At 72.8% G+C, this 17,461-nt stretch carries 14 protein-coding genes and 1 tRNA gene; 5 read left to right on the top strand and 10 right to left on the bottom strand.

Translation table 11 applies throughout. The annotated features are described in order from the left end of the window. Window positions 1-10: 10 nt before the first annotated feature. The 9 genes from prmC to argS all read right to left on the bottom strand — a co-directional run bounded on the left by prmC (window position 11) and on the right by argS (window position 11,805). Window positions 11-886: a peptide chain release factor N(5)-glutamine methyltransferase gene (gene prmC / locus PSU4_RS16545; RefSeq protein ID WP_147109115.1), complete on the bottom strand. Its 876-nt coding sequence runs from the start codon at window positions 884-886 to the stop codon at window positions 11-13. Next, complete coding sequence (gene prfA / locus PSU4_RS16550; protein WP_147109118.1) at window positions 883-1,980, bottom strand: peptide chain release factor 1; 1,098 nt, start codon at window positions 1,978-1,980, stop codon at window positions 883-885. Before prfA ends, prmC begins: the two co-directional genes overlap by 4 nt. A 73-nt stretch (window positions 1,981-2,053) precedes the next feature. After that, the gene (gene rpmE / locus PSU4_RS16555; RefSeq protein WP_147109121.1) at window positions 2,054-2,278 is read right to left on the bottom strand and encodes a 50S ribosomal protein L31; all 225 of its coding nucleotides are present in this window, start codon (window positions 2,276-2,278) and stop codon (window positions 2,054-2,056) included. Between the two features lie 123 nt (window positions 2,279-2,401). Next, the gene (rho, locus tag PSU4_RS16560) at window positions 2,402-4,795 is read right to left on the bottom strand and encodes a transcription termination factor Rho (protein ID WP_147109124.1); all 2,394 of its coding nucleotides are present in this window, start codon (window positions 4,793-4,795) and stop codon (window positions 2,402-2,404) included. A 332-nt stretch (window positions 4,796-5,127) separates the two neighbouring features. Beyond that, on the bottom strand, window positions 5,128-6,036 hold the full coding sequence (gene thrB, locus PSU4_RS16565) for a homoserine kinase (protein ID WP_147109127.1): 909 nt from the start codon (window positions 6,034-6,036) through the stop codon (window positions 5,128-5,130). Then, entirely contained in the window at window positions 6,036-7,133 is a 1,098-nt protein-coding gene (thrC, locus tag PSU4_RS16570) for a threonine synthase (protein ID WP_147109130.1), read from the bottom strand. Before thrC ends, thrB begins: the two co-directional genes overlap by 1 nt. After that, window positions 7,130-8,494, bottom strand: a complete 1,365-nt coding sequence (locus PSU4_RS16575) for a homoserine dehydrogenase (protein ID WP_147109132.1) — start codon at window positions 8,492-8,494, stop codon at window positions 7,130-7,132. Before PSU4_RS16575 ends, thrC begins: the two co-directional genes overlap by 4 nt. Window positions 8,495-8,695: 201 nt before the next feature. Beyond that, window positions 8,696-10,156, bottom strand: a complete 1,461-nt coding sequence (gene lysA, locus PSU4_RS16580; RefSeq protein WP_147109136.1) for a diaminopimelate decarboxylase — start codon at window positions 10,154-10,156, stop codon at window positions 8,696-8,698. Then, window positions 10,156-11,805, bottom strand: coding sequence for an arginine--tRNA ligase (gene argS / locus PSU4_RS16585; protein WP_147109139.1), 1,650 nt, complete (start codon window positions 11,803-11,805; stop codon window positions 10,156-10,158). The genes lysA and argS overlap by 1 nt, the downstream gene beginning before the upstream one ends. A 121-nt stretch (window positions 11,806-11,926) precedes the next feature. On the opposite strand from argS, the gene PSU4_RS16590 reads away from it, so the two are divergent. From PSU4_RS16590 to PSU4_RS16610, 5 genes are all read left to right on the top strand, one after another. Continuing rightward, a complete protein-coding gene (locus tag PSU4_RS16590; protein ID WP_147109141.1) occupies window positions 11,927-12,733 on the top strand; it encodes a thioredoxin-like domain-containing protein in 807 nt (268 codons plus the stop codon). Next, window positions 12,730-13,497 carry a DUF305 domain-containing protein gene (locus PSU4_RS16595; protein ID WP_147109144.1) on the top strand — a complete coding sequence of 256 codons (768 nt, stop codon included), beginning with the start codon at window positions 12,730-12,732 and terminating at the stop codon, window positions 13,495-13,497. Before PSU4_RS16590 ends, PSU4_RS16595 begins: the two co-directional genes overlap by 4 nt. 24 nt (window positions 13,498-13,521) lie before the next feature. After that, window positions 13,522-13,593 (top strand) — tRNA-Arg (locus PSU4_RS16600). 207 nt (window positions 13,594-13,800) lie between these two features. Next, on the top strand, window positions 13,801-14,007 hold the full coding sequence (locus tag PSU4_RS16605; protein WP_147109147.1) for a hypothetical protein: 207 nt from the start codon (window positions 13,801-13,803) through the stop codon (window positions 14,005-14,007). A gap of 185 nt (window positions 14,008-14,192) precedes the next feature. After that, on the top strand, window positions 14,193-15,137 hold the full coding sequence (locus tag PSU4_RS16610) for an AraC-like ligand-binding domain-containing protein (RefSeq protein ID WP_147109150.1): 945 nt from the start codon (window positions 14,193-14,195) through the stop codon (window positions 15,135-15,137). Between the two features lies 1 nt (window position 15,138). On the opposite strand, the gene PSU4_RS16615 is transcribed toward PSU4_RS16610, so the two are convergent. Beyond that, complete coding sequence (locus PSU4_RS16615; protein WP_147109153.1) at window positions 15,139-17,310, bottom strand: molybdopterin-containing oxidoreductase family protein; 2,172 nt, start codon at window positions 17,308-17,310, stop codon at window positions 15,139-15,141. Window positions 17,311-17,461 lie beyond the last annotated feature (151 nt).

Below are 17,461 nucleotides of genomic sequence, written 5' to 3' on the forward strand. Positions count from 1 at the left end.
CTGTATCGACTCAGCCGCTCAGCGGGCTGCGACGCGCGGTGACGAAGCGGGGGCGGCCGGTCCAGTCGAGGTGGTCGACGACGTCGGAGAACACACGGCGGCGGGCGAAGAGGGCGGGGACGGTCTCGCCATGGGTGTCGTCGTGCTCGATGCCGAGCCACCCACCGTGGCGCAGCAGCCCGGCGGCGGCGCTGATGACGGCGCGGATGATCTCGAGGCCGTCGGGGCCCCCGAAGACGGCGCCGGGCGGGTCCCAGTCGGCGACCTCGGCGGGCACAGGGGTGCCGTCGGGGACGTAGGGCGGGTTGCAGACGACCAGGTCGACCTTGGCCTCGTGCTCGACGAGGAGGTCGTTCCAGCGGACGTCGGCGGCGTGCACGGTGATGGGGGTGCCCCCGGCGGCGGCGTGGGCGTCGGCGTTGCGGCGGGCCCAGACCAGCGCACCGGGGTCGGCCTCGACGGCGTGGACGCGGGCGTCGGGCCGGCAGGTGGCGATCGCGAGGGCGAGCGCGCCGGAGCCGGTGCACAGGTCGACGACCAGCGGTGACGTGACGTCGGCGAGCTGCTTCAGGCCCCATTCGAGGAGGACCTCGGTCTCGGGGCGCGGGATGAACACGCCGGGCCCGACCGCGACCTCCGCCGGGCCGAGGACGGCGGTACCCAGGATGTGCTGCAACGGTTCCCGGGTGGCGCGCCGCGCGACGAGCACCTGCAGGGCCTCGACGACGTCGGCGTCGACGAGCGGCACGGCGGCGAGCCTGCCGCGGTCGATGCCGATGACGTGCACCGCCAGCCATTCGACGTCGGCGCGGGGGCTGGCGACGCCGGCCTCGGCCAGGGTCCGCTCGGCCTCCATGAGGGCGACCCGCAGCGGCAGCCGCTTCACGACCCGCCGTCCCCGATCGCGACGGCCTCGGCCCGGTCGGCCGCGACGAGCGCGGCGATGACGTCGCCCAGGTCGCCGTCGAGGACCGCGGACAGGTTGTGCGCCTTGTAGCCGACGCGGTGGTCGGCGATGCGGTTCTCGGGGAAGTTGTAGGTGCGGATGCGCTCCGAGCGGTCGACGGTGCGCACCTGGGACCGGCGCACGTCGGACGCCTTGGCGGCGGCTTCCTCCTCGGCGAGGGCCTGCAGCCGGGACCGGAGGACCTCCATGGCGCGGGCCCGGTTCTGCAGCTGGGAGCGCTCGTTCTGGCAGCTCACGACGATGCCGGTGGGCAGGTGCGTGATGCGGACGGCGGAGTCGGTGGTGTTGACGCTCTGCCCGCCGTGCCCGGAGGACCGGAAGACGTCGACGCGCAGGTCGTTCTCGTCGATCTCGACGCCGCTCTCGTCGGCCCCGGTGTCGGGGAAGACGAGGACACCGGCCGCGGAGGTGTGGATGCGGCCCTGCGACTCGGTGACGGGGACGCGCTGGACGCGGTGCACGCCGCCCTCGAACTTCAAAGCCGACCAGACGCCGTCGGCGGAGGGGACGCGCGAGCGCACGGACAGCGTGACGTCCTTGTACCCGCCGAGGTCGGAGACGGTGGCGTCGAGGACCTGGGTGGTCCAGCCGCGGCTCTCGGCGAACCGGGTGTACATGCGGACGAGGTCGCCCGCGAACAGGGCGGACTCCTCGCCACCCTCACCGGACTTGACCTCGAGGAGGATGTCGTCGGCGTCGTGGGGGTCGCGCGGGACGAGCAGCTCGGCGAGCCGCGCCTCCAGCACCGGTACCCGCTCCGCGAGCGAGGCGGCCTCGTCGGCGAAGGCGGGGTCGTCCGCGGCGAGCTCGCGGGCCGCGGCGAGGTCGTCGCGGGTGGCCGTCAGCTCACGGGCGACGGCGACGGTCGGCCCGATCTCGGCATACCGACGGCCGAGGCGGCGGGCCCTGCCGGCGTCGGCGTGCACGGCGGGGTCGGCGAGCGTGAGCTCGAGCTCGGCGTACTCGCTCAGCAACGACTCGGCCGTCGGCGCCGTCTTCTCCTCGGTGCTCATCTCACCTCCTGTGCAGGGTCCGGACACACGGACGGCGCCCAACCACGAACCGTGGTGGGCGCCGTCGGTGGAGCTACTTGGCGTTGCGCGCCGGGCGCTTGCCGTAGCGGGCCTCGAAGCGGGCCACGCGGCCGCCGGAGTCGAGGATGCGCTGCTTGCCCGTGTAGAACGGGTGGCACTGCGAGCAGGTCTCGGCGTGGATCGCGCCGTTCGCCTTGGTGCTGCGGGTGGTGAAGGTGTTGCCACACCCACAGGTCACGGTGGTCTCGACGTACTCGGGGTGGATGCCCGACTTCATGGTTCGTTCCTCTCGTGGTGGCCGCCGGGTCCCCGTACGGGGTGAACCGGTGCCGGTCGCTCGACGCACAATTGAACCACCAGGGGCCGCCGGATGTTCCCGGCGGCCCCTGGTGCCCGTGCGTCAGTCGTTGTCGTTGCCCGGTGTGGACTTGGCGACGGTCATCAGGAACTCGATGTTGGTGCGCGTCTTGCGCAGCCGGTCGAGGACCAGGTCGATGGCCTGCTGGTCGTCGAGCGCGGCGAGCACGCGGCGGAGCTTGACGGTCACCGCGAACTCGTCGGGCGACATCAGTAGCTCCTCCTTGCGCGTGCCGGAGGCGTCGACGTCGATGGCCGGGAAGACCCGCTTGTCGGCGATCTTGCGGTCGAGCTTGAGCTCGGCGTTGCCGGTGCCCTTGAACTCCTCGAAGATCACCGTGTCCATCGTCGACCCCGTCTCGACCAGCGCCGTGGCGAAGATCGTCAGCGAGCCGCCGTCCTCGATGTTGCGCGCCGCACCCAGGAACCGCTTGGGCGGGTAGAGCGCCGTCGAGTCGACACCACCGGACAGGATGCGGCCCGACGCGGGGGCGGCCAGGTTGTAGGCGCGGCCGAGGCGGGTGATCGAGTCGAGCAGGACGACGACGTCGTGACCCATCTCCACCAGGCGCTTCGCCCGCTCGATGGCGAGCTCGGCGACCGCGGTGTGGTCCGACGGCGGACGGTCGAAGGTGGAGGCGATGACCTCGCCCTTCACCGACCGCTGCATGTCGGTGACCTCCTCGGGCCGCTCGTCGACGAGCACGACCATGAGGTGGACCTCGGGGTTGTTCGTGGTGATCGCGTTGGCGATCGACTGCAGCACCATCGTCTTGCCGGCCTTCGGCGGGCTGACGATGAGTGCCCGCTGCCCCTTGCCGACCGGCATCACCAGGTCGATGACGCGGGTGGTGAGCTTCGACGGCTCGGTCTCGAGACGCAGCCGCTCGTTGGGGTACAGCGGGGTCAGCTTGGTGAACTCGGGACGCGCCTTGGCGGTCTCGGGGTCACGGCCGTTGACGGTGTCGACGCGCACCAGCGGGTTGAACTTCTGCCGCTGCTGCTCCCCGTCGCGGGGCTGGCGGACAGCACCGGTGATCGCGTCACCGCGGCGCAGGCCGTACTTGCGGACCATCGACAGCGACACGTAGACGTCGTTCGGGCCCGACAGGTAGCCGGTGGTCCGGACGAACGCGTAGTTGTCGAGGATGTCGACGATGCCGGCGACGGGCAGGAGCACGTCGTCGTCGCGCACCTCGGTGTCGACGGTGTTCTGGCCGCCGGAACCGGCGCGGTCGCGGCCACGACGGCGGTCGCGGAAGCGGCGACCGCGGCGACCGCGGCCCTCACCGTCGTCGTCGCCGTCGTCGTCGCGCACGTCGCGGTTGTCCCGGTCGCGGTCGGTCCCGCGCTGGTCGTTGCCGCCGCGATCGTTGCGCTGGTCGTTGCGCTGGTCGTTGCCGCCGCGGTCGTTGCCGGCGCGGTCGGCGTTGCGGTCGTTGCCGCCGCGCTGGTTGCGGCCGCCGCGGTCGCCACGACCGGACTCACGGTCGTCACCGGCGCGGTCGCCACGACCGTCACGGTCGTTGCGGTCGCCACGGTCGTTCTCGCGACGGTTGCGCCCCTCGCCGTCCTCACGCGAGCGGCGCGAACCGCCCTCGGTGTCGGGACGGGTGTCGGTACGGGCCTCGGCCTCGGCGTCGGCCTGGTCGCCGCCACGGCGCCGGGTCTGACGACGACGGCCGGTGGTCTCCGCGGGGGCGTCGCCTGCCGCGGGGGCCTCGGTGACGGCGGCGGCCTCGGTGACGGCGGCGGCCGCGGGGGCCGAGCCGTTGATCGACGGCGCGGCCGTCTCGACAGGCGTGCCGGTCGTCGCTGCGGTGCCGGTCGTCGCTGCGGTGTCGGTCGTCGCGGCGGGGTCGGTCGTCGCGGCAGCGGCGGCCACGGTGCCGGCCGACGGGCTCTCGACGGCCGGGGCGGGCGCCTCTGTGGCAGCGGGCGCCTCGGCGGCAGCCGGAGCCTGCGCAGCAGCCGGGGCCTCGGCAGCAGCCGGGGCCTCGGACGCCCCCGGACGGTTGCTCGGGGCACCGGCCGGACGGGTCGCTGCGCGACGACGGCCACGGGCCGGCGCGGCGGGAGCGGCGTCGGCGGCAGGCGCCTCGGCAGCGGGCTCGCTGCTCGCGGCGGGCACCTCGGCTGCGGGTGCGGGCTCGCTGCTCGCGGCAGGCGCGGAACCATTGCCCTGCGCGGAGTCCTTGCCCTGCCCGGAGTCCTTGCCCTGCCCGGAGTCGCCCAGCGACAGCTGGGAGGAGGCGCCGGCCGCGGGAGCCCCGCTCTGGTGCTCCTTGATGGCGGCGATCAGATCACCTTTCCGCATCCCAGCCGTGCCAGGGATGTTCAGCTCACCAGCGAGCTGGCGGAGCTCCGCCAGAACCATGCCGGACAGGCCCTTGCGCTTGGCGGGGGCGGCGGTGCTGACGAGATCGGTCTCGCTCACGAAGGTCCTTCCTGACCAGCCCGGGTCGTCCGGCCCGGACCAGCGGATTCACACGCTCGTCCGAACGGTCCGCCGGACGAGAATCGGTGACGGGGCCGCGTGGCCGGCTGCCGTCCCGACGACAAATGGGTGGCGATGGATGCGACGGTCGCGGGGAAGAGGCCCTCCGGTGCCGGTTCGCCCGCCAGTCCGCTCTGCGGGAGGGGTGGCGAGGGTGCCGGCTTCGAATGGACCACGCGGATGACGCGTGTATCGCCGTGCGACGCCGAGGGTAGACGGTCCGCCCTGGTCGGGGCAACCAACCCCCTGCTCGGCGCGCCGGAAGAAACGTCTCAGCCGATCTCGACCTGGGCACCCTCGGTGTCGACCGGCAGCGCCAGCGTGGCGAAACCGGTGAGATCGACACCGTCGGGGATGCGCGCGTCGGAGGTGAGGGCGAGCACGGTCGGGCCGGCGCCGGAGATCGTCGCGGGCACACCACGGGCGCGCAACGCGTCGACCAGGTCGGCCGACTCGGGGTAGGCGGGCCGCCGGTAGCCCTGGTGCAGCCGGTCCTCGGTGGCCGCGAGCAGCAGGTCGGGCCGCTGGGTGAACGCGAGCACCGACAGCGCCGTGCGGCTGCCGGTGAACGCGGCGTCGGCCAGTGGGACCCGCTCGGGGAGCAGGCCGCGCGTCATCCTGGTCGACGACTCGAGCTGCGGGACGAGCGCGACGGGATGGATGTCGGCGTGGGTCTCGAGCCGGATGGCGTGGAACCGGTCGGCGGTGTTCCCCGCCGTCTCCCAGGCGACGACGAACCCGCCCATGAGGCTGGCCGCCGCGTTGTCGGCATGACCTTCGATACCGGCGGTGACCTGCAGCAACGCCGACTGCTCCAGTGCGAGGTCGCGGGCGGCGAGCACCGCAGCCGCGACAGCACCGGCGACGGCGGCCGACGCGGAGCTGCCCAGCCCCCGCGAGTGCGGGATCGCGTTGCGACAGCGCATCCGCAGCCCCGCGGGGGCTTCCTCCCCGAGCAGCGCCCACGTCGTGCGCATCGTGGAGACGACGAGGTGCGATTCGTCACAGGGGACCCGCCCGGCGCCCTCCCCCTCGACCTCGACGCGCACGTCGTCGTGGCCGTCGACGGAGACCTCGATCTCGTCGTACAGCGCGAGCGCGAGGCCGAGCGAGTCGAAACCCGGTCCGAGGTTGGCCGACGATCCCGGGACGCGGACCCGTACCTCGGTCGGGCGACCCATCAGGCCAGCTCGAGGGCGGCCGCGACAGCCGTCGGGTCGATCGGGACGATCTCCGGGTCGGGCGCGGTCAGCAGGGCCGTGTCGGGGTCCTTGAGCCCGTGCCCGGTGACGGTGCACACGACGAGCGACCCGCGGGGCAGCGTCCCCTCGGCCGACGACTTCAGCAGCCCGGCGACGCTCGCCGCCGACGCAGGCTCGACGAACACGGCCTCACGTGTCGACAGCAGCCGGTAGGCGGCGAGGATCTCGTCGTCGGTGACGGCGGCGAACAGGCCGTTCGACTCGTCGCGCGCGGCGACCGCGGTCCCCCACGACGCCGGGGCGCCGATGCGGATGGCCGTCGCGATGGTCTCCGGGTTCTTCACCGGCGCGCCCCCGACCAGCGGCGCAGCACCCGCGGCCTGGAAGCCGAACATGCGCGGCAGCTCCGGGACGACACCGTCGGCGTGGTAGGCGCGGTAGCCCTTCCAGTAGGCACTGATGTTGCCCGCGTTGCCGACGGGCAGGCAGTGCACGTCCGGCGCCCGGCCGCCGAGGTCGTCGCAGATCTCGTAGGCGGCGCTGGCCTGGCCCGCGATCCGGGTCGGGTTCACGGAGTTGACCAGCGCGATCGCCGGGTAGTCCGACGTGGTCTTGCGGGCGAGCTCCAGACAGTCGTCGAAGTTCCCGTCGATCTGGAGGATGCGGGCTCCGTGCGCGACGGCCTGGGCGAGCTTGCCCAGCGCGATCTTGCCGCGCGGCACCAGCACCGCGCAGGTCATCCCGGCGCGCGTGGCGTAGGCCGCGGCCGACGCCGAGGTGTTGCCCGTCGACGCGCACAGCACGCTCTGCTTGCCCTCGGCGAGCGCGGCGGTGACCGCCATCGTCATGCCGCGGTCCTTGAACGACCCCGTCGGGTTGGCGCCGTCGACCTTGAGGTGCACGTCGCAGCCGGTCAGCTCCGACAGCACCGGCGCGGGCAGCAGCGGGGTGCCGCCCTCGCCGAGGGTGACGATCGTCCAGTCGTCCTGGACCGGCATCCGGTCGCGGTAGGCCTCGATGACACCGGGCCAGCGCACCGCGCCGGTCCGCGACGGAGTTGCGGCGGTCTTGCTCACCCGGTCACCCCCAGGGCGCTCACCGAGCGGCCCAGATCCTCGACGCGCAGCACGCCCTCGACGCCCCGGACGGCGTCGAGGTCGCCGAGCGCCTCCACGGTCGATGCGAGCGCGGCGTCCGGCGCCGCGTGGGTGACGACGACGAGCCGCACGGCGCCGCTGCGGCCCGCTTTGCCGTTGCGCCCCCCGCCGTACTGGCGGACGGCCGCGATGCTGACGTCGTGCTCGGCGAACGCGCTCGCGACCGCGGCGAGGACCCCGGCACGGTCGGCCACCTCGAGGCTGACGTGGTAGCGGGTGCAGACGGCGCCGATCGCGCGGACCGGCAGCCGTGCGTAGGTCGACTCCCGCGGCCCCCGTCCGCCGACGACGATGTTGCGCGCCGCCGCGACGAGGTCGCCCAGGACCGCGCTGGCCGTCGGGGCACCGCCGGCGCCCTGACCGTAGAACATGAGCTGGCCGGCCGCGTCGGCCTCGACGAACACGGCGTTGAACGCGCCGTCGACCGACGCCAGCGGGTGCGTCTTGGGGATCATGGCCGGGTAGACGCGGGCCGAGACGGACTCGCCGTCCCCGCCGTCCTCGAGGCGCTCGCAGATGGCGAGCAGCTTGATCGTGCAGTCGAGCCCGTCGGCCGCGGCGATGTCGGCGGCGCTGACGTTGCGGATGCCCTCGCAGTGGACGTCGGCGGCGGTGACGCGGGTGTGGAACGCCAGCGACGCGAGGATCGCGGCCTTCGACGCGGCGTCGTAGCCGTCGACGTCGGCGCTCGGGTCGGCCTCGGCGTACCCGAGCCGGGTGGCCTCCTCCAGCGCGTCGGCGTAGCCGGCCCCGGACGAGGCCATCGACGACAGGATGAAGTTCGTGGTGCCGTTGACGATGCCGGCGACGCGGGTGATGCGGTCGCCGACGAGCGACTCGCGCAGCGGCCGCAGCAGCGGGATCGCGCCGGCGACGGACGCCTCGTAGTAGAGGTCGGCACCCGAGGCGTCGGCGGCCTCGGCGAGCGCGGCACCGTCCTCGGCCAGCAACGCCTTGTTGGCGGTGACGACGGACTTGCCCGCCTTCAACGCCTCCAGCAGCAGCGTGCGGGCCGGTTCGATACCGCCGATGACCTCGATGACGACGTCGACGTCGGGCCTGCCGACGAGCGTCGCCGCGTCGGTCGTGACGAGCCCCTCGGGCAGTTCCGGATGGCGGTGCGGGCGGCGGACCGCCACGCCGACGAGCTCCACGGGCGCGCCGACGCGAGCGGCCAGATCGCCCGCCTGCTCGCTCAGCAGCCGCACGATCTCACCGCCGACGGTGCCGCAGCCGAGGAGCGCCACCCTGACGGGTGCGCCCGGACCCCTGTCGGTCATCGCTTCGCTTCTCCCCTTGCGCCAGTTCCTCGTCACCCGGCCGACGGTGTCGTCGACGCACATGGGCCTGCGCAGGCGTCTCCCACCTGCGGTGTCGCACCGGGCCCGCCTCGTCGCGGGCCCGTCTCGCGCGGTCGCCACCGGGGCGACCGCCAGATCATCCTCGTTCGCAGTCCGTCACGGTACGGCCCGTCGCCGGTGTCACTCCGCGCCCACCTCCAGCCGGAACTGGTCCTCGGGGGTCTCCCGACGCAGCAGCAGCCGGGCGACGCCGTCGCGCACGGCGACGACGGCCGGTCGCGGCAGCCGGTTGTAGGAGCTGGCCATCGAGTAGCAGTAGGCGCCGGTCGCGGCGACGGCGAGCAGGTCGCCGGGGGCGATGTCGTCGGGCAGCCAGCAGTCGCGGACGACGATGTCGCCGGACTCGCAGTGCTTGCCGACGACCCGCGACAGCGCCACGTCGACGGCACCGCCGGCGCCGTCCACGCTGTCGGCGGCCGAGGACCGCGACACCAGCCGGCAGTCGTACACCGCGTCGTAGAGGGCGGTGCGGATGTTGTCGCTCATGCCGCCGTCGACGGACACGTACCGACGTGCGCCGCTGCCCAGCGGGACGTCCTTGAGCGTGCCGACCTCGTACACCGTGACCGTGCCCGGCCCGGCGATCGATCGGCCGGGCTCGACGGCCAGCTTCGGCACGTCGAGGCCCGCGGCGTGGCACTCGCGCTTGACGATGCCGCGCAGCTCCTCGGCCAGGTCGGTGACGTCGAGCGGGGTCTCGTCGGCGCGGTAGGCGATGCCGAAGCCGCCGCCGAGGTCGAGCGTCGTCAGGTCGCCGAGGACGTCGGACCCGTGCTCGGAGTGCAGGCCGGCGAGGAAGCGCACCACGCGGTGGGCGGCGACCTCGAAGCCCTCGGTGTCGAAGATCTGGCTGCCGATGTGGCTGTGCAGCCCGACCAGCGACAGCCCGCGCGCGGCCAGCACGCGGCGCGCCGCCTCCGCCGCGACGCTGTCCACGCCGCCCGAGATGGAGAACCCGAACTTCTGGTCCTCGTGCGCCGTCGCGATGAACTCGTGGGTGTGCGCCTCGACACCCACCGTCACCCGGATCATCACCGGCACGACGAGGCCGCGCTCGTGGGCGACGGCGTCGAGCCGGGCGATCTCGTGGAAGGAGTCGACGACGATCCGCCCGACTCCCGCCTCCACCGCCTCGACGAGCTCCGCGACCGACTTGTTGTTGCCGTGCATCGTGATCCGCTCGACCGGGAAGCCCGCACGCAGCGCGACGGCCAGCTCGCCACCGCTGGCCACGTCCAGGCTCAGGCCCTCCTCGGCGACCCAGCGGGCCACCTCGGTGCAGAGGAAGGCCTTGGCCGCGTAGAGGACCGCCTCGGCGCCGAACGACGCCGCGAACTCCGCGGCCCGGGCGCGGAAGTCGTCCTCGTCGAGCACGAACAGCGGGGTGCCGTAGGTCTCGGCGAGCTCACGGACGTCGACACCCGCGAAGGAGACGACGCCGTCGGCGCCGCGGGAGGCGTTGCGGGGCCACACCGCGGGCGCCAGCTCGTCGATGGCCGCCGCGTCGCCCGGGCGCGGACCGGCCGTCTCCGGCGGGGTGGTGACGCCCGCGTGCAGCGGGCCGGCAGGGTGCGCGTTCATCACATGCGCTCCGGCGCGGACACGCCCAGCAGCTCCAGGCCGTTGGCCAGCACCTGACGCGCGGCGACGCACAACGCGAGCCGGGCCCGGTGCAGCTCGGTGATCTCCTCGTCGCCCATCGGCAGGACGCGGCAGGCGTCGTAGAACTTGTGGTATGCGCTGGCCAGCGACTCGAGGTAGCGGGCGACGCGGTGCGGCTCGCGCAGCTCCGCGGCCGCGCGGACCACCTCCGGGAACTCCCCGATCGTGCGGATCAGGTCGCCCTCGCGGGGGTGGTCGAGCAGGCCGAACTCCTCGCCCTGGGTGAGCCCGACGTCGGCGGCGTTGCGCGCCAACGACGACAGCCGCGCGTGCGCGTACTGGACGTAGAACACCGGGTTGTCGTTGCTGCGCTTGACGAGCAGGTCGAGGTCGATGTCGAGCGACGAGTCGACCGAGCTGCGGATCAGCGAGTAGCGGGCGGCGTCGACCCCGACGGCCTCGACCAGGTCCTGCATGGTCACGACGGTGCCGGCGCGCTTGCTCATCCGGACCGGCTGCCCGTCCCTGACCAGGTTGACCAGCTGCCCGATGAGCACCTCGACGACCGCGGGATCGTCACCGAACGCGGCCGCGGCCGCCTTGAGCCGGGCCACGTAGCCGTGGTGGTCGGCGCCGAGCATGTAGATGCACAGGTCGAACCCGCGGGCGCGCTTGTCACGCAGGTAGGCGATGTCGCCCGCGATGTAGGCCGGACGGCCGTCGCTCTTGATGACGACGCGGTCCTTGTCGTCGCCGTGGTCGGTCGAGCGCAACCACCAGGCGCCGTCCGCCTCGTAGAGGCTGCCCGACTCCTTGAGCTGCGTGACCGCGGCGTCGACGGCGCCCGACTCGTGCAGCGACTGCTCGTGGAACCACACGTCGAAGTCGGTGCCGAAGGAGTGCAGGTCCTGCTTGATCTCGTCGAACATGAACCCGATGCCGACGCGGCGGAACGTCTCGTCCCGCTCCTTCTCGCTCTTCCCGAGCGCGCCCGGTTCGGCCGCCACGACACGCGCCGCGATGTCGGCGATGTAGGCGCCGCCGTAGCCGTTCTCCGGGGCGGGCTCGCCCTCGGCCGCCGCCACCAGCGACGCGACGAACCTGTCGATCTGGGCGCCGGCGTCGTTGAAGTAGTACTCGCGGGTCACCTTCGCCCCGCGCGCCGTGAGCACGCGGCCCAGCGCATCGCCCACCGCAGCCCAACGGGTGCCGCCCAGGTGCAGCGGGCCCGTCGGGTTGGCCGACACGAACTCGAGGTTCACGTTGCGGGTGGCCAGCTCGTCGCCGGTGCCGTAGGCCGGGCCGGCCTCCAGGACCTGACCGACCATGGCGCCCTGGGCGTCCGAGGCCAGCCGCAGGTTGATGAAGCCGGGGCCGGCGATCTCCGCGGAGGCCACACCGTCGCGGGACACGAGCGCCTCGGCCAGCCACGTCGCCAGATCACGCGGGGAAACCCCGGCCTTCTTCGCGGTGCGCAGGGCCACGTTCGTCGCGTAGTCGCCGTGTTCCGGATTGCGGGGTCGCTCGACGCCGACATCGTCGGGCAACGCCGCCACGTCCAGGCCTCGATCGGTCAGAACATCACGCGCGGTGGCCCGCACCAGGTCGGCGAGCACGTCGGGAGTCACTCTGGAGAGTCTAGGAGGTGCTGCTCAGAGTGCTCTCAGGCGGCACTTCTACACTGCGGCACCGCGCGGTGTGCAGCACGCGCGACGGTGCCCGAGGTGGTCGGAAGAGGTCGGCGGATCGATGCCCAGCGGTAAGAGCAGCAAGGCGGTCAGGAACGCGCGCAGGACGTCCGTCGTCAACACGCGGTCCACGCCGTGGGGGATGATCGCGGGGATCCTCGTCGTCGTCCTGTTCGCGGGCGGCCTGTCGTGGTTCCTCGTGGCGAAGTCGAACGAGCCGTCGTTCACCCCGTCCGACCGCAACCAGGACCCCTCCTCCCAGATCGCGGGCGTCCAGACGATCAAGTACGTGGGTGGCCAGCACGTGCTGCCGACGCAGCAGGTCGCCTACACCCACAGCCCGCCCTTCGGTGGCGCGCACGACGGGTACTGGGCGGCCTGCAACGGTGTCGTCTACCCCAATCCGGTGCGCCAGGAGAACCTCGTCCACGGCCTCGAGCACGGCGCGGTCTGGATCGCCTACAACCCCGACCTCGTGAACGCCGACGGCGTCGCGACGCTCGCGGCCAAGGTCCAGGGCCAGACCTACATCATGATGGCGCCCTACCCCGGCCTCGACCAGCCGATCTCGCTGCAGTCGTGGGGCCACCAGCTCAAGCTCTCCGACGTGAACGACCCGCGGATCGACCAGTTCATCCAGGCGCTGCGGCTCAACCGCTACCAGTACCCCGAGGTCGGCGCCTCCTGTGCCGCGCTCGGCCCGGGCCAGTTCGACCAGGACAACCCGCCGCCCTTCGTCCCGACCCCGCCGACCTCCGACATCGACAACACCACCGTCGTCGACGAGAACGTCGGCAACCCGGCCGCGGCGAACACCGACACCGGCGGTGCCATGCCCGGCAGCACCGGCACGAACACCGGCCAGTGACGTCCGCGGACGTGGCGCGCCGCGACCAGCCCGCCGGGGCCGAGGAACCGCCCGGCCCTCCCCCGGCCGACTCCCACGACGGCGACGACGGTGGCGGCGGTCGTGAGCCGCGCTGGGTGCGGCCCGTCCTCGTCGTCGGCGCCGTCCTCGCGCTGCTGCTGCTCGGCGGCGCGGGCGGCCTGCTGCTCGGCCTGCACAACGCCACCGGCGACCTCGTCGCCCCCGCCTCCGACTCCGTCGACGTCGGCTTCGCGCAGGACATGAGCACCCACCACCAGCAGGCCGTCGAGATGGCAACCTGGGAGCGCGACCACACCACCAGCCCCGAACTGCGCCAGCTCGCCTACGACATCGAGTCCACCCAGGAAGCCCAGATCGGGCGCATGCAGGGCTGGCTCGCACTGTGGGGCGCACCCGCGCAACACTCCGGCGGCTACATGCAGTGGATGGTCGGAGCACCCGCCCACTCCCACGGCCCCACCGTCGCCAACAGTGGGCTCGCCGCCATGCCCGGCATGGCGACCGCCGACGAGCTCCGCCGCCTGCGGGCCTCCACCGGCACCGAGATGGACGTCCTGTTCCTGCAGCTCATGCTCCGCCACCACCAGGGCGGCGTGGGCATGCTCGAATACGGCGCCCGCTACGCCCAGATCCCCGAGGTCCGCAACCTCGCCGCGCAGATGCTCAGTTCGCAGACCAGCGAGTCCCAATACATGACGCAGCTGCTCGCCGAGCGCGGGGCCCAGCCGTTGCCGCTGCAGTAGGTGCGCTAGGGTTCTGGAAGTACGGCCCCCGTAGCTCAGGGGATAGAGCACCGCCCTCCGGAGGCGGGAGCGTAGGTTCGAATCCTACCGGGGGCACTTCGAGTGCCAACAGCCGAAACGGCCCCTCACCTGCTGCAACAGGGTGAGGGGCCGTTTCGCGTTCCTGATGTCCGATCAGGACGCCACCGGGCCCGCCGAGCGTGGTCGCGGACTCCGGCACGGTCGCGGGCCGCCGGTTGCCGCGCCGCAGCGCGTGCCTTGCGGGTGGCGTCCCGAGTCGGTCTGCTCGCGCTCGATCGAGCAATGCTCTCGCCGGCGGGGTTCGCGGGGGCGACGACGTCGGCGGCCGTCTCGTGCCTCGACGGGTCGGCGACCCAGCCCGTGAGCGCGTGGCCGCGGAACATCGGCCGCTTCACCGACTCCAGCACGGTCTGGGGTCCGGTGCTGGGCTGGTGGCTGTGGGCGCCGTGCGCGGCGAACTGGCCGGGCCACACCGACTCGTCAACCTGACGACGCCGCCGAAGGGCACCGTCTGCCGGCCCGACACGGCACCGTTCCCGGCGACGGGCTGACCCCGCGCCGACGCATCCTCGGCGCCACGGACGCCACGGAGCCGCAGGTGCGTCGTCGCAGGTTAGACGCCCGATCGGCCACGTGCGCACATCACGCCGGGCCGCTAGCGTCCCTGAGCAGCCATGGGTATCACCACGATCGACACGGCGTCGGTGGCGGAACGCGACCGGCTCGATTTCTGGCGCTCGACGGTGTGCGACCAGTTCGTGACGCTCGACGTCCGGCCGGCGGCCGGGTCCGAGGTGCAGGGCCGGGTGACGGCGGTGTCGTTGGCCGACACCCAGCTGCGCAAGATCTCCGCGGGGGCGCACCGCTTCGAACGCACGACGCGCCAGGTCCGCAGCGCCGACGAGGACTACCTGCAGATCGCGCTCGCCCGCAAGGGCCGCACCCTCGTCGCCCAGGACGGTCGGGAGACGGTGATCGGCCCCGGCGACTTCGTGCTCTACGACAGCGCCCGCCCGTTCCGCTTCGTCACCGCGGGCGATTTCGAGTACTCGGTGTGTCTGTTCCCGACGCGGCTGCTCGCGTTGTCGCACAGCGAGATGCGGGCCGCCACGGCGATCCGGTTCGACGGTCGCGCGGGGATCGGCGCGATGGTCCCGCCGTTGCTGGCCGCGTTGCACCGGCTCGACGTCGACAGCCTTCCGGCGGCGAGCCGGACGGCGATGATGCAGTCGATCGGCGACCTGTACGTCGCGCTCGTGCGCAGCCGGGTGGATGCGGCGGCGTCGCCGAACCTGCACCTGATGCGCGCGCAGGCCTACGTCGACGAGCACCTGGCCGACGTAGGCCTCGCGCCGGCGGAGATCGCGGCGGCCTGCGCCATCTCGGTGAGCTACCTGCACAAGCTGTTCGCCGAGACCGACACGAGCGTCGGCGCGTACGTGCGGGAGCGGCGGCTGCAGGGCTGCTTCGCCGACCTCACCCGGCCGGAGTGCGCGTCGCTGACGGTGAGCGCGATCGGCGCCCGTTGGGGGCTGCCCGACTCCGCGCACTTCAGCCGCGCGTTCCGGGCCCGGTTCGGGGTCTCCCCCAGCGCGCACCGGGCCCGCAGCGCCGGGTAGCTCAGGCGATCTCCACCTCCACGAGGGTGTCGGAGAAGGTCGGGGCGTTGCCGAGGTCGGCGAACTGCGTCGAGTTCACCGCGGCCAGCGTCGACGTCGACTTGGAGTGTTTGCGCCAGCCGCCGAGGCTGGAGACGACGACTCCGGGCATGACGGCGTCGTCGAGCTTGGCGAGCACGGTGAACTCGCCGCGGTCGTTGAAGACACGCACCGGGTCCTGGTCGGAGATCCCGCGGGCGGCGGCGTCGTCGGGATGCATGACCACGTTGGGTTCCTTCTGCGCCCGCCGGTGGAAGGCGTGGTTGGCGAAGCTGGAGTTCAGGTAGGCGTGCGACTTGGGCGTCAACAGGTTCAGCGGGTAGCGCGCGGCGCGCTCCGGGTCGGTGTGGGCGGCCTCGCGCGGCGGGATGTAGTGCGGCAGCGGGTCGACGGGCTGGCCGGGCTGGAACTCGTTGGAGCCCTGCCGGAACAGCGGGACGACGAAGTTGCCGCCGGCCGCGGCGGAGGCGGCGAGCTCGGTCTTGCCCGACGCCGTCGGGAAGCCGCCCTCGGCGTGCGGGGCGTACTCGTCGGGCGGTGGGACCGTGAGCCGCTGCCAGCCCTTCGCCTTCAGCGATTCCACGGTGATGCCCTGCATGTGCGGGTGGGTCCAGTCGAAGGCCTCGGCGATCATGTCGTCGTCGGACCGCTGGAAGACGGGGTCGTCGAAGCCCATGCGGGCGGCGAGGCGTCGGAACAGCTCGGTGTTGGGGACGGCTTCGCCGAGGGGCTCGATGGCGCGCTCGTTGTAGGTCACGTAGAGGTGGCCCCAGGAGAACATGATGTCGTCCTGCTCGAGCTGCGTCGTCGCGGGCAGGACGATGTCGGCGTAGTCGGCGGTGTCGGTCATGAACTGTTCGCTGACGACGGTGAACAGGTCCTCGCGTTGCAGGCCCTCGATCAGTTTGTCCTGGTCGGGGCAGACGACGACGGGGTTGGAGTTGTAGACCATCAGGCCCTTGATCGGCGGGTCGAGCGCGAGCCCACCGGTGAGGGCTTCACCGAGCAGGAACTGGTTCACGATCCGGGTACCGGGCGTCAGCATGTCCGGGCGCATGAAGGCGCCCCAGTTGACGGGGAACGCCCACAGCGGCAGCTGCAGGATGCCGCCGCCGGGCTTGCGCCAGGCCCCGACGAGTGCGGGCAGGCAGGCCAGGGCACGGACGGTCTGGCCACCGCCGGCGTGGCGTTCGACGGCCACCCCGATCCGGATGACCGAGGGCTGGCCGCCCGCGTACTCGCGCGCCAGTGTGCGGATGGTGTCGGCGGGGACGCCCGTCTCCCCCGACGCCCACTCCGGCGTGTACTGCGCGACCCGCTCGGCGAACTCCGGGAAACCGACGGTGTGCGCGTCGACGTAGGCCTGGTCGGTGAGCCCCTCGGAGATGATCACGTGGGCCATCGCGAGGGCGAGCGCGGCGTCGGTGCCGGGGCGCAGCGGGATGTGCTGGTCGGCGGCCGCGGCGGTGCGGGTGCGGACCGGGTCGACGACGACGACCTTCGCGCCGCGTCTGCGGGCCTCGGCGATGTAGGGCCACAGGTGCAGGTTGGTGGACATGACGTTGCACGCCCAGATCAGGATGAACTTCGAGTGCACGAGGCTCTCGGGGTCGACGCCGGCGGTGTCGCCGATGGTCATGGCGTAGGCGGTGCAGGACCCGGAGTCGCAGTAGGTGCGCTCGGCGATCGTGGCGCCGAGCGTCGCGAAGAACGGATCGCCGACGTTGAGCCCGTTGAGGATCCCCTGGGTCCCGAGGTAGCTGACGGGCATGATCGCCTCGCCGCCGTGCTCGTCGACGATCCCGCGGAAGCGGGTGGCGATCTCGTCGAGCGCGTCGTCCCAGGTGATCCGTTCGAAGCGGCCGCTGCCCTTGGGCCCGGTGCGGCGCAGGGGGAACAGCACGCGCCCGGGGTCGTAGACACGGTCGAGGTAGTTGTTGACCTTCACGCAGAGGCCGCCGGCGGTGTACGGGTGGTCGCGGTCGCCGCGGAGGCCGACGGCGCGGCCCTCGTCGTCGACGGTCACGACCATCGCGCAGGTGTCGGGGCAGTCCTGCGGGCAGGCGGCCCGCACGGTCCGTGTCCCGATCGGTTCGTCGCCGGTGTCCGTGCCGGGTGAGGCGGTGACCGTCATGGCTGTCCCCCGTCGCGCGCGTGGTGGTGGGTCGGGCGTCCCCGCGAGGGTGTCGGCGCCGGGCCGCGGCACGCTTGGCGCGGGGAACACAGTGTTTGACCGTGCGGGCAGAGTCCGCGGCGGCCGTTTGCGGGCGGCCCTCGCCACCGCG

Source organism: Pseudonocardia sulfidoxydans NBRC 16205, assembly GCF_007989085.1.
Lineage (GTDB): Bacteria > Actinomycetota > Actinomycetes > Mycobacteriales > Pseudonocardiaceae > Pseudonocardia > Pseudonocardia sulfidoxydans.

Bases quoted from the DNA above. Each gene is read 5' to 3' on its own strand.
- prfA (WP_147109118.1), bottom strand. From the start codon at position 1,980: ATGAGCACCGAGGAGAAGACGGCGCCGACGGCCGAGTCGTTGCTGAGC.
- rpmE (WP_147109121.1), bottom strand. From the start codon at position 2,278: ATGAAGTCGGGCATCCACCCCGAGTACGTCGAGACCACCGTGACCTGT.
- thrB (WP_147109127.1), bottom strand. From the start codon at position 6,036: ATGGGTCGCCCGACCGAGGTACGGGTCCGCGTCCCGGGATCGTCGGCC.
- PSU4_RS16575 (WP_147109132.1), bottom strand. From the start codon at position 8,494: ATGACCGACAGGGGTCCGGGCGCACCCGTCAGGGTGGCGCTCCTCGGC.
- lysA (WP_147109136.1), bottom strand. From the start codon at position 10,156: ATGAACGCGCACCCTGCCGGCCCGCTGCACGCGGGCGTCACCACCCCG.
- PSU4_RS16590 (WP_147109141.1), top strand. From the start codon at position 11,927: ATGCCCAGCGGTAAGAGCAGCAAGGCGGTCAGGAACGCGCGCAGGACG.
- PSU4_RS16605 (WP_147109147.1), top strand. From the start codon at position 13,801: ATGCTCTCGCCGGCGGGGTTCGCGGGGGCGACGACGTCGGCGGCCGTC.
- PSU4_RS16610 (WP_147109150.1), top strand. From the start codon at position 14,193: ATGGGTATCACCACGATCGACACGGCGTCGGTGGCGGAACGCGACCGG.
- PSU4_RS16615 (WP_147109153.1), bottom strand. From the start codon at position 17,310: ATGACGGTCACCGCCTCACCCGGCACGGACACCGGCGACGAACCGATC.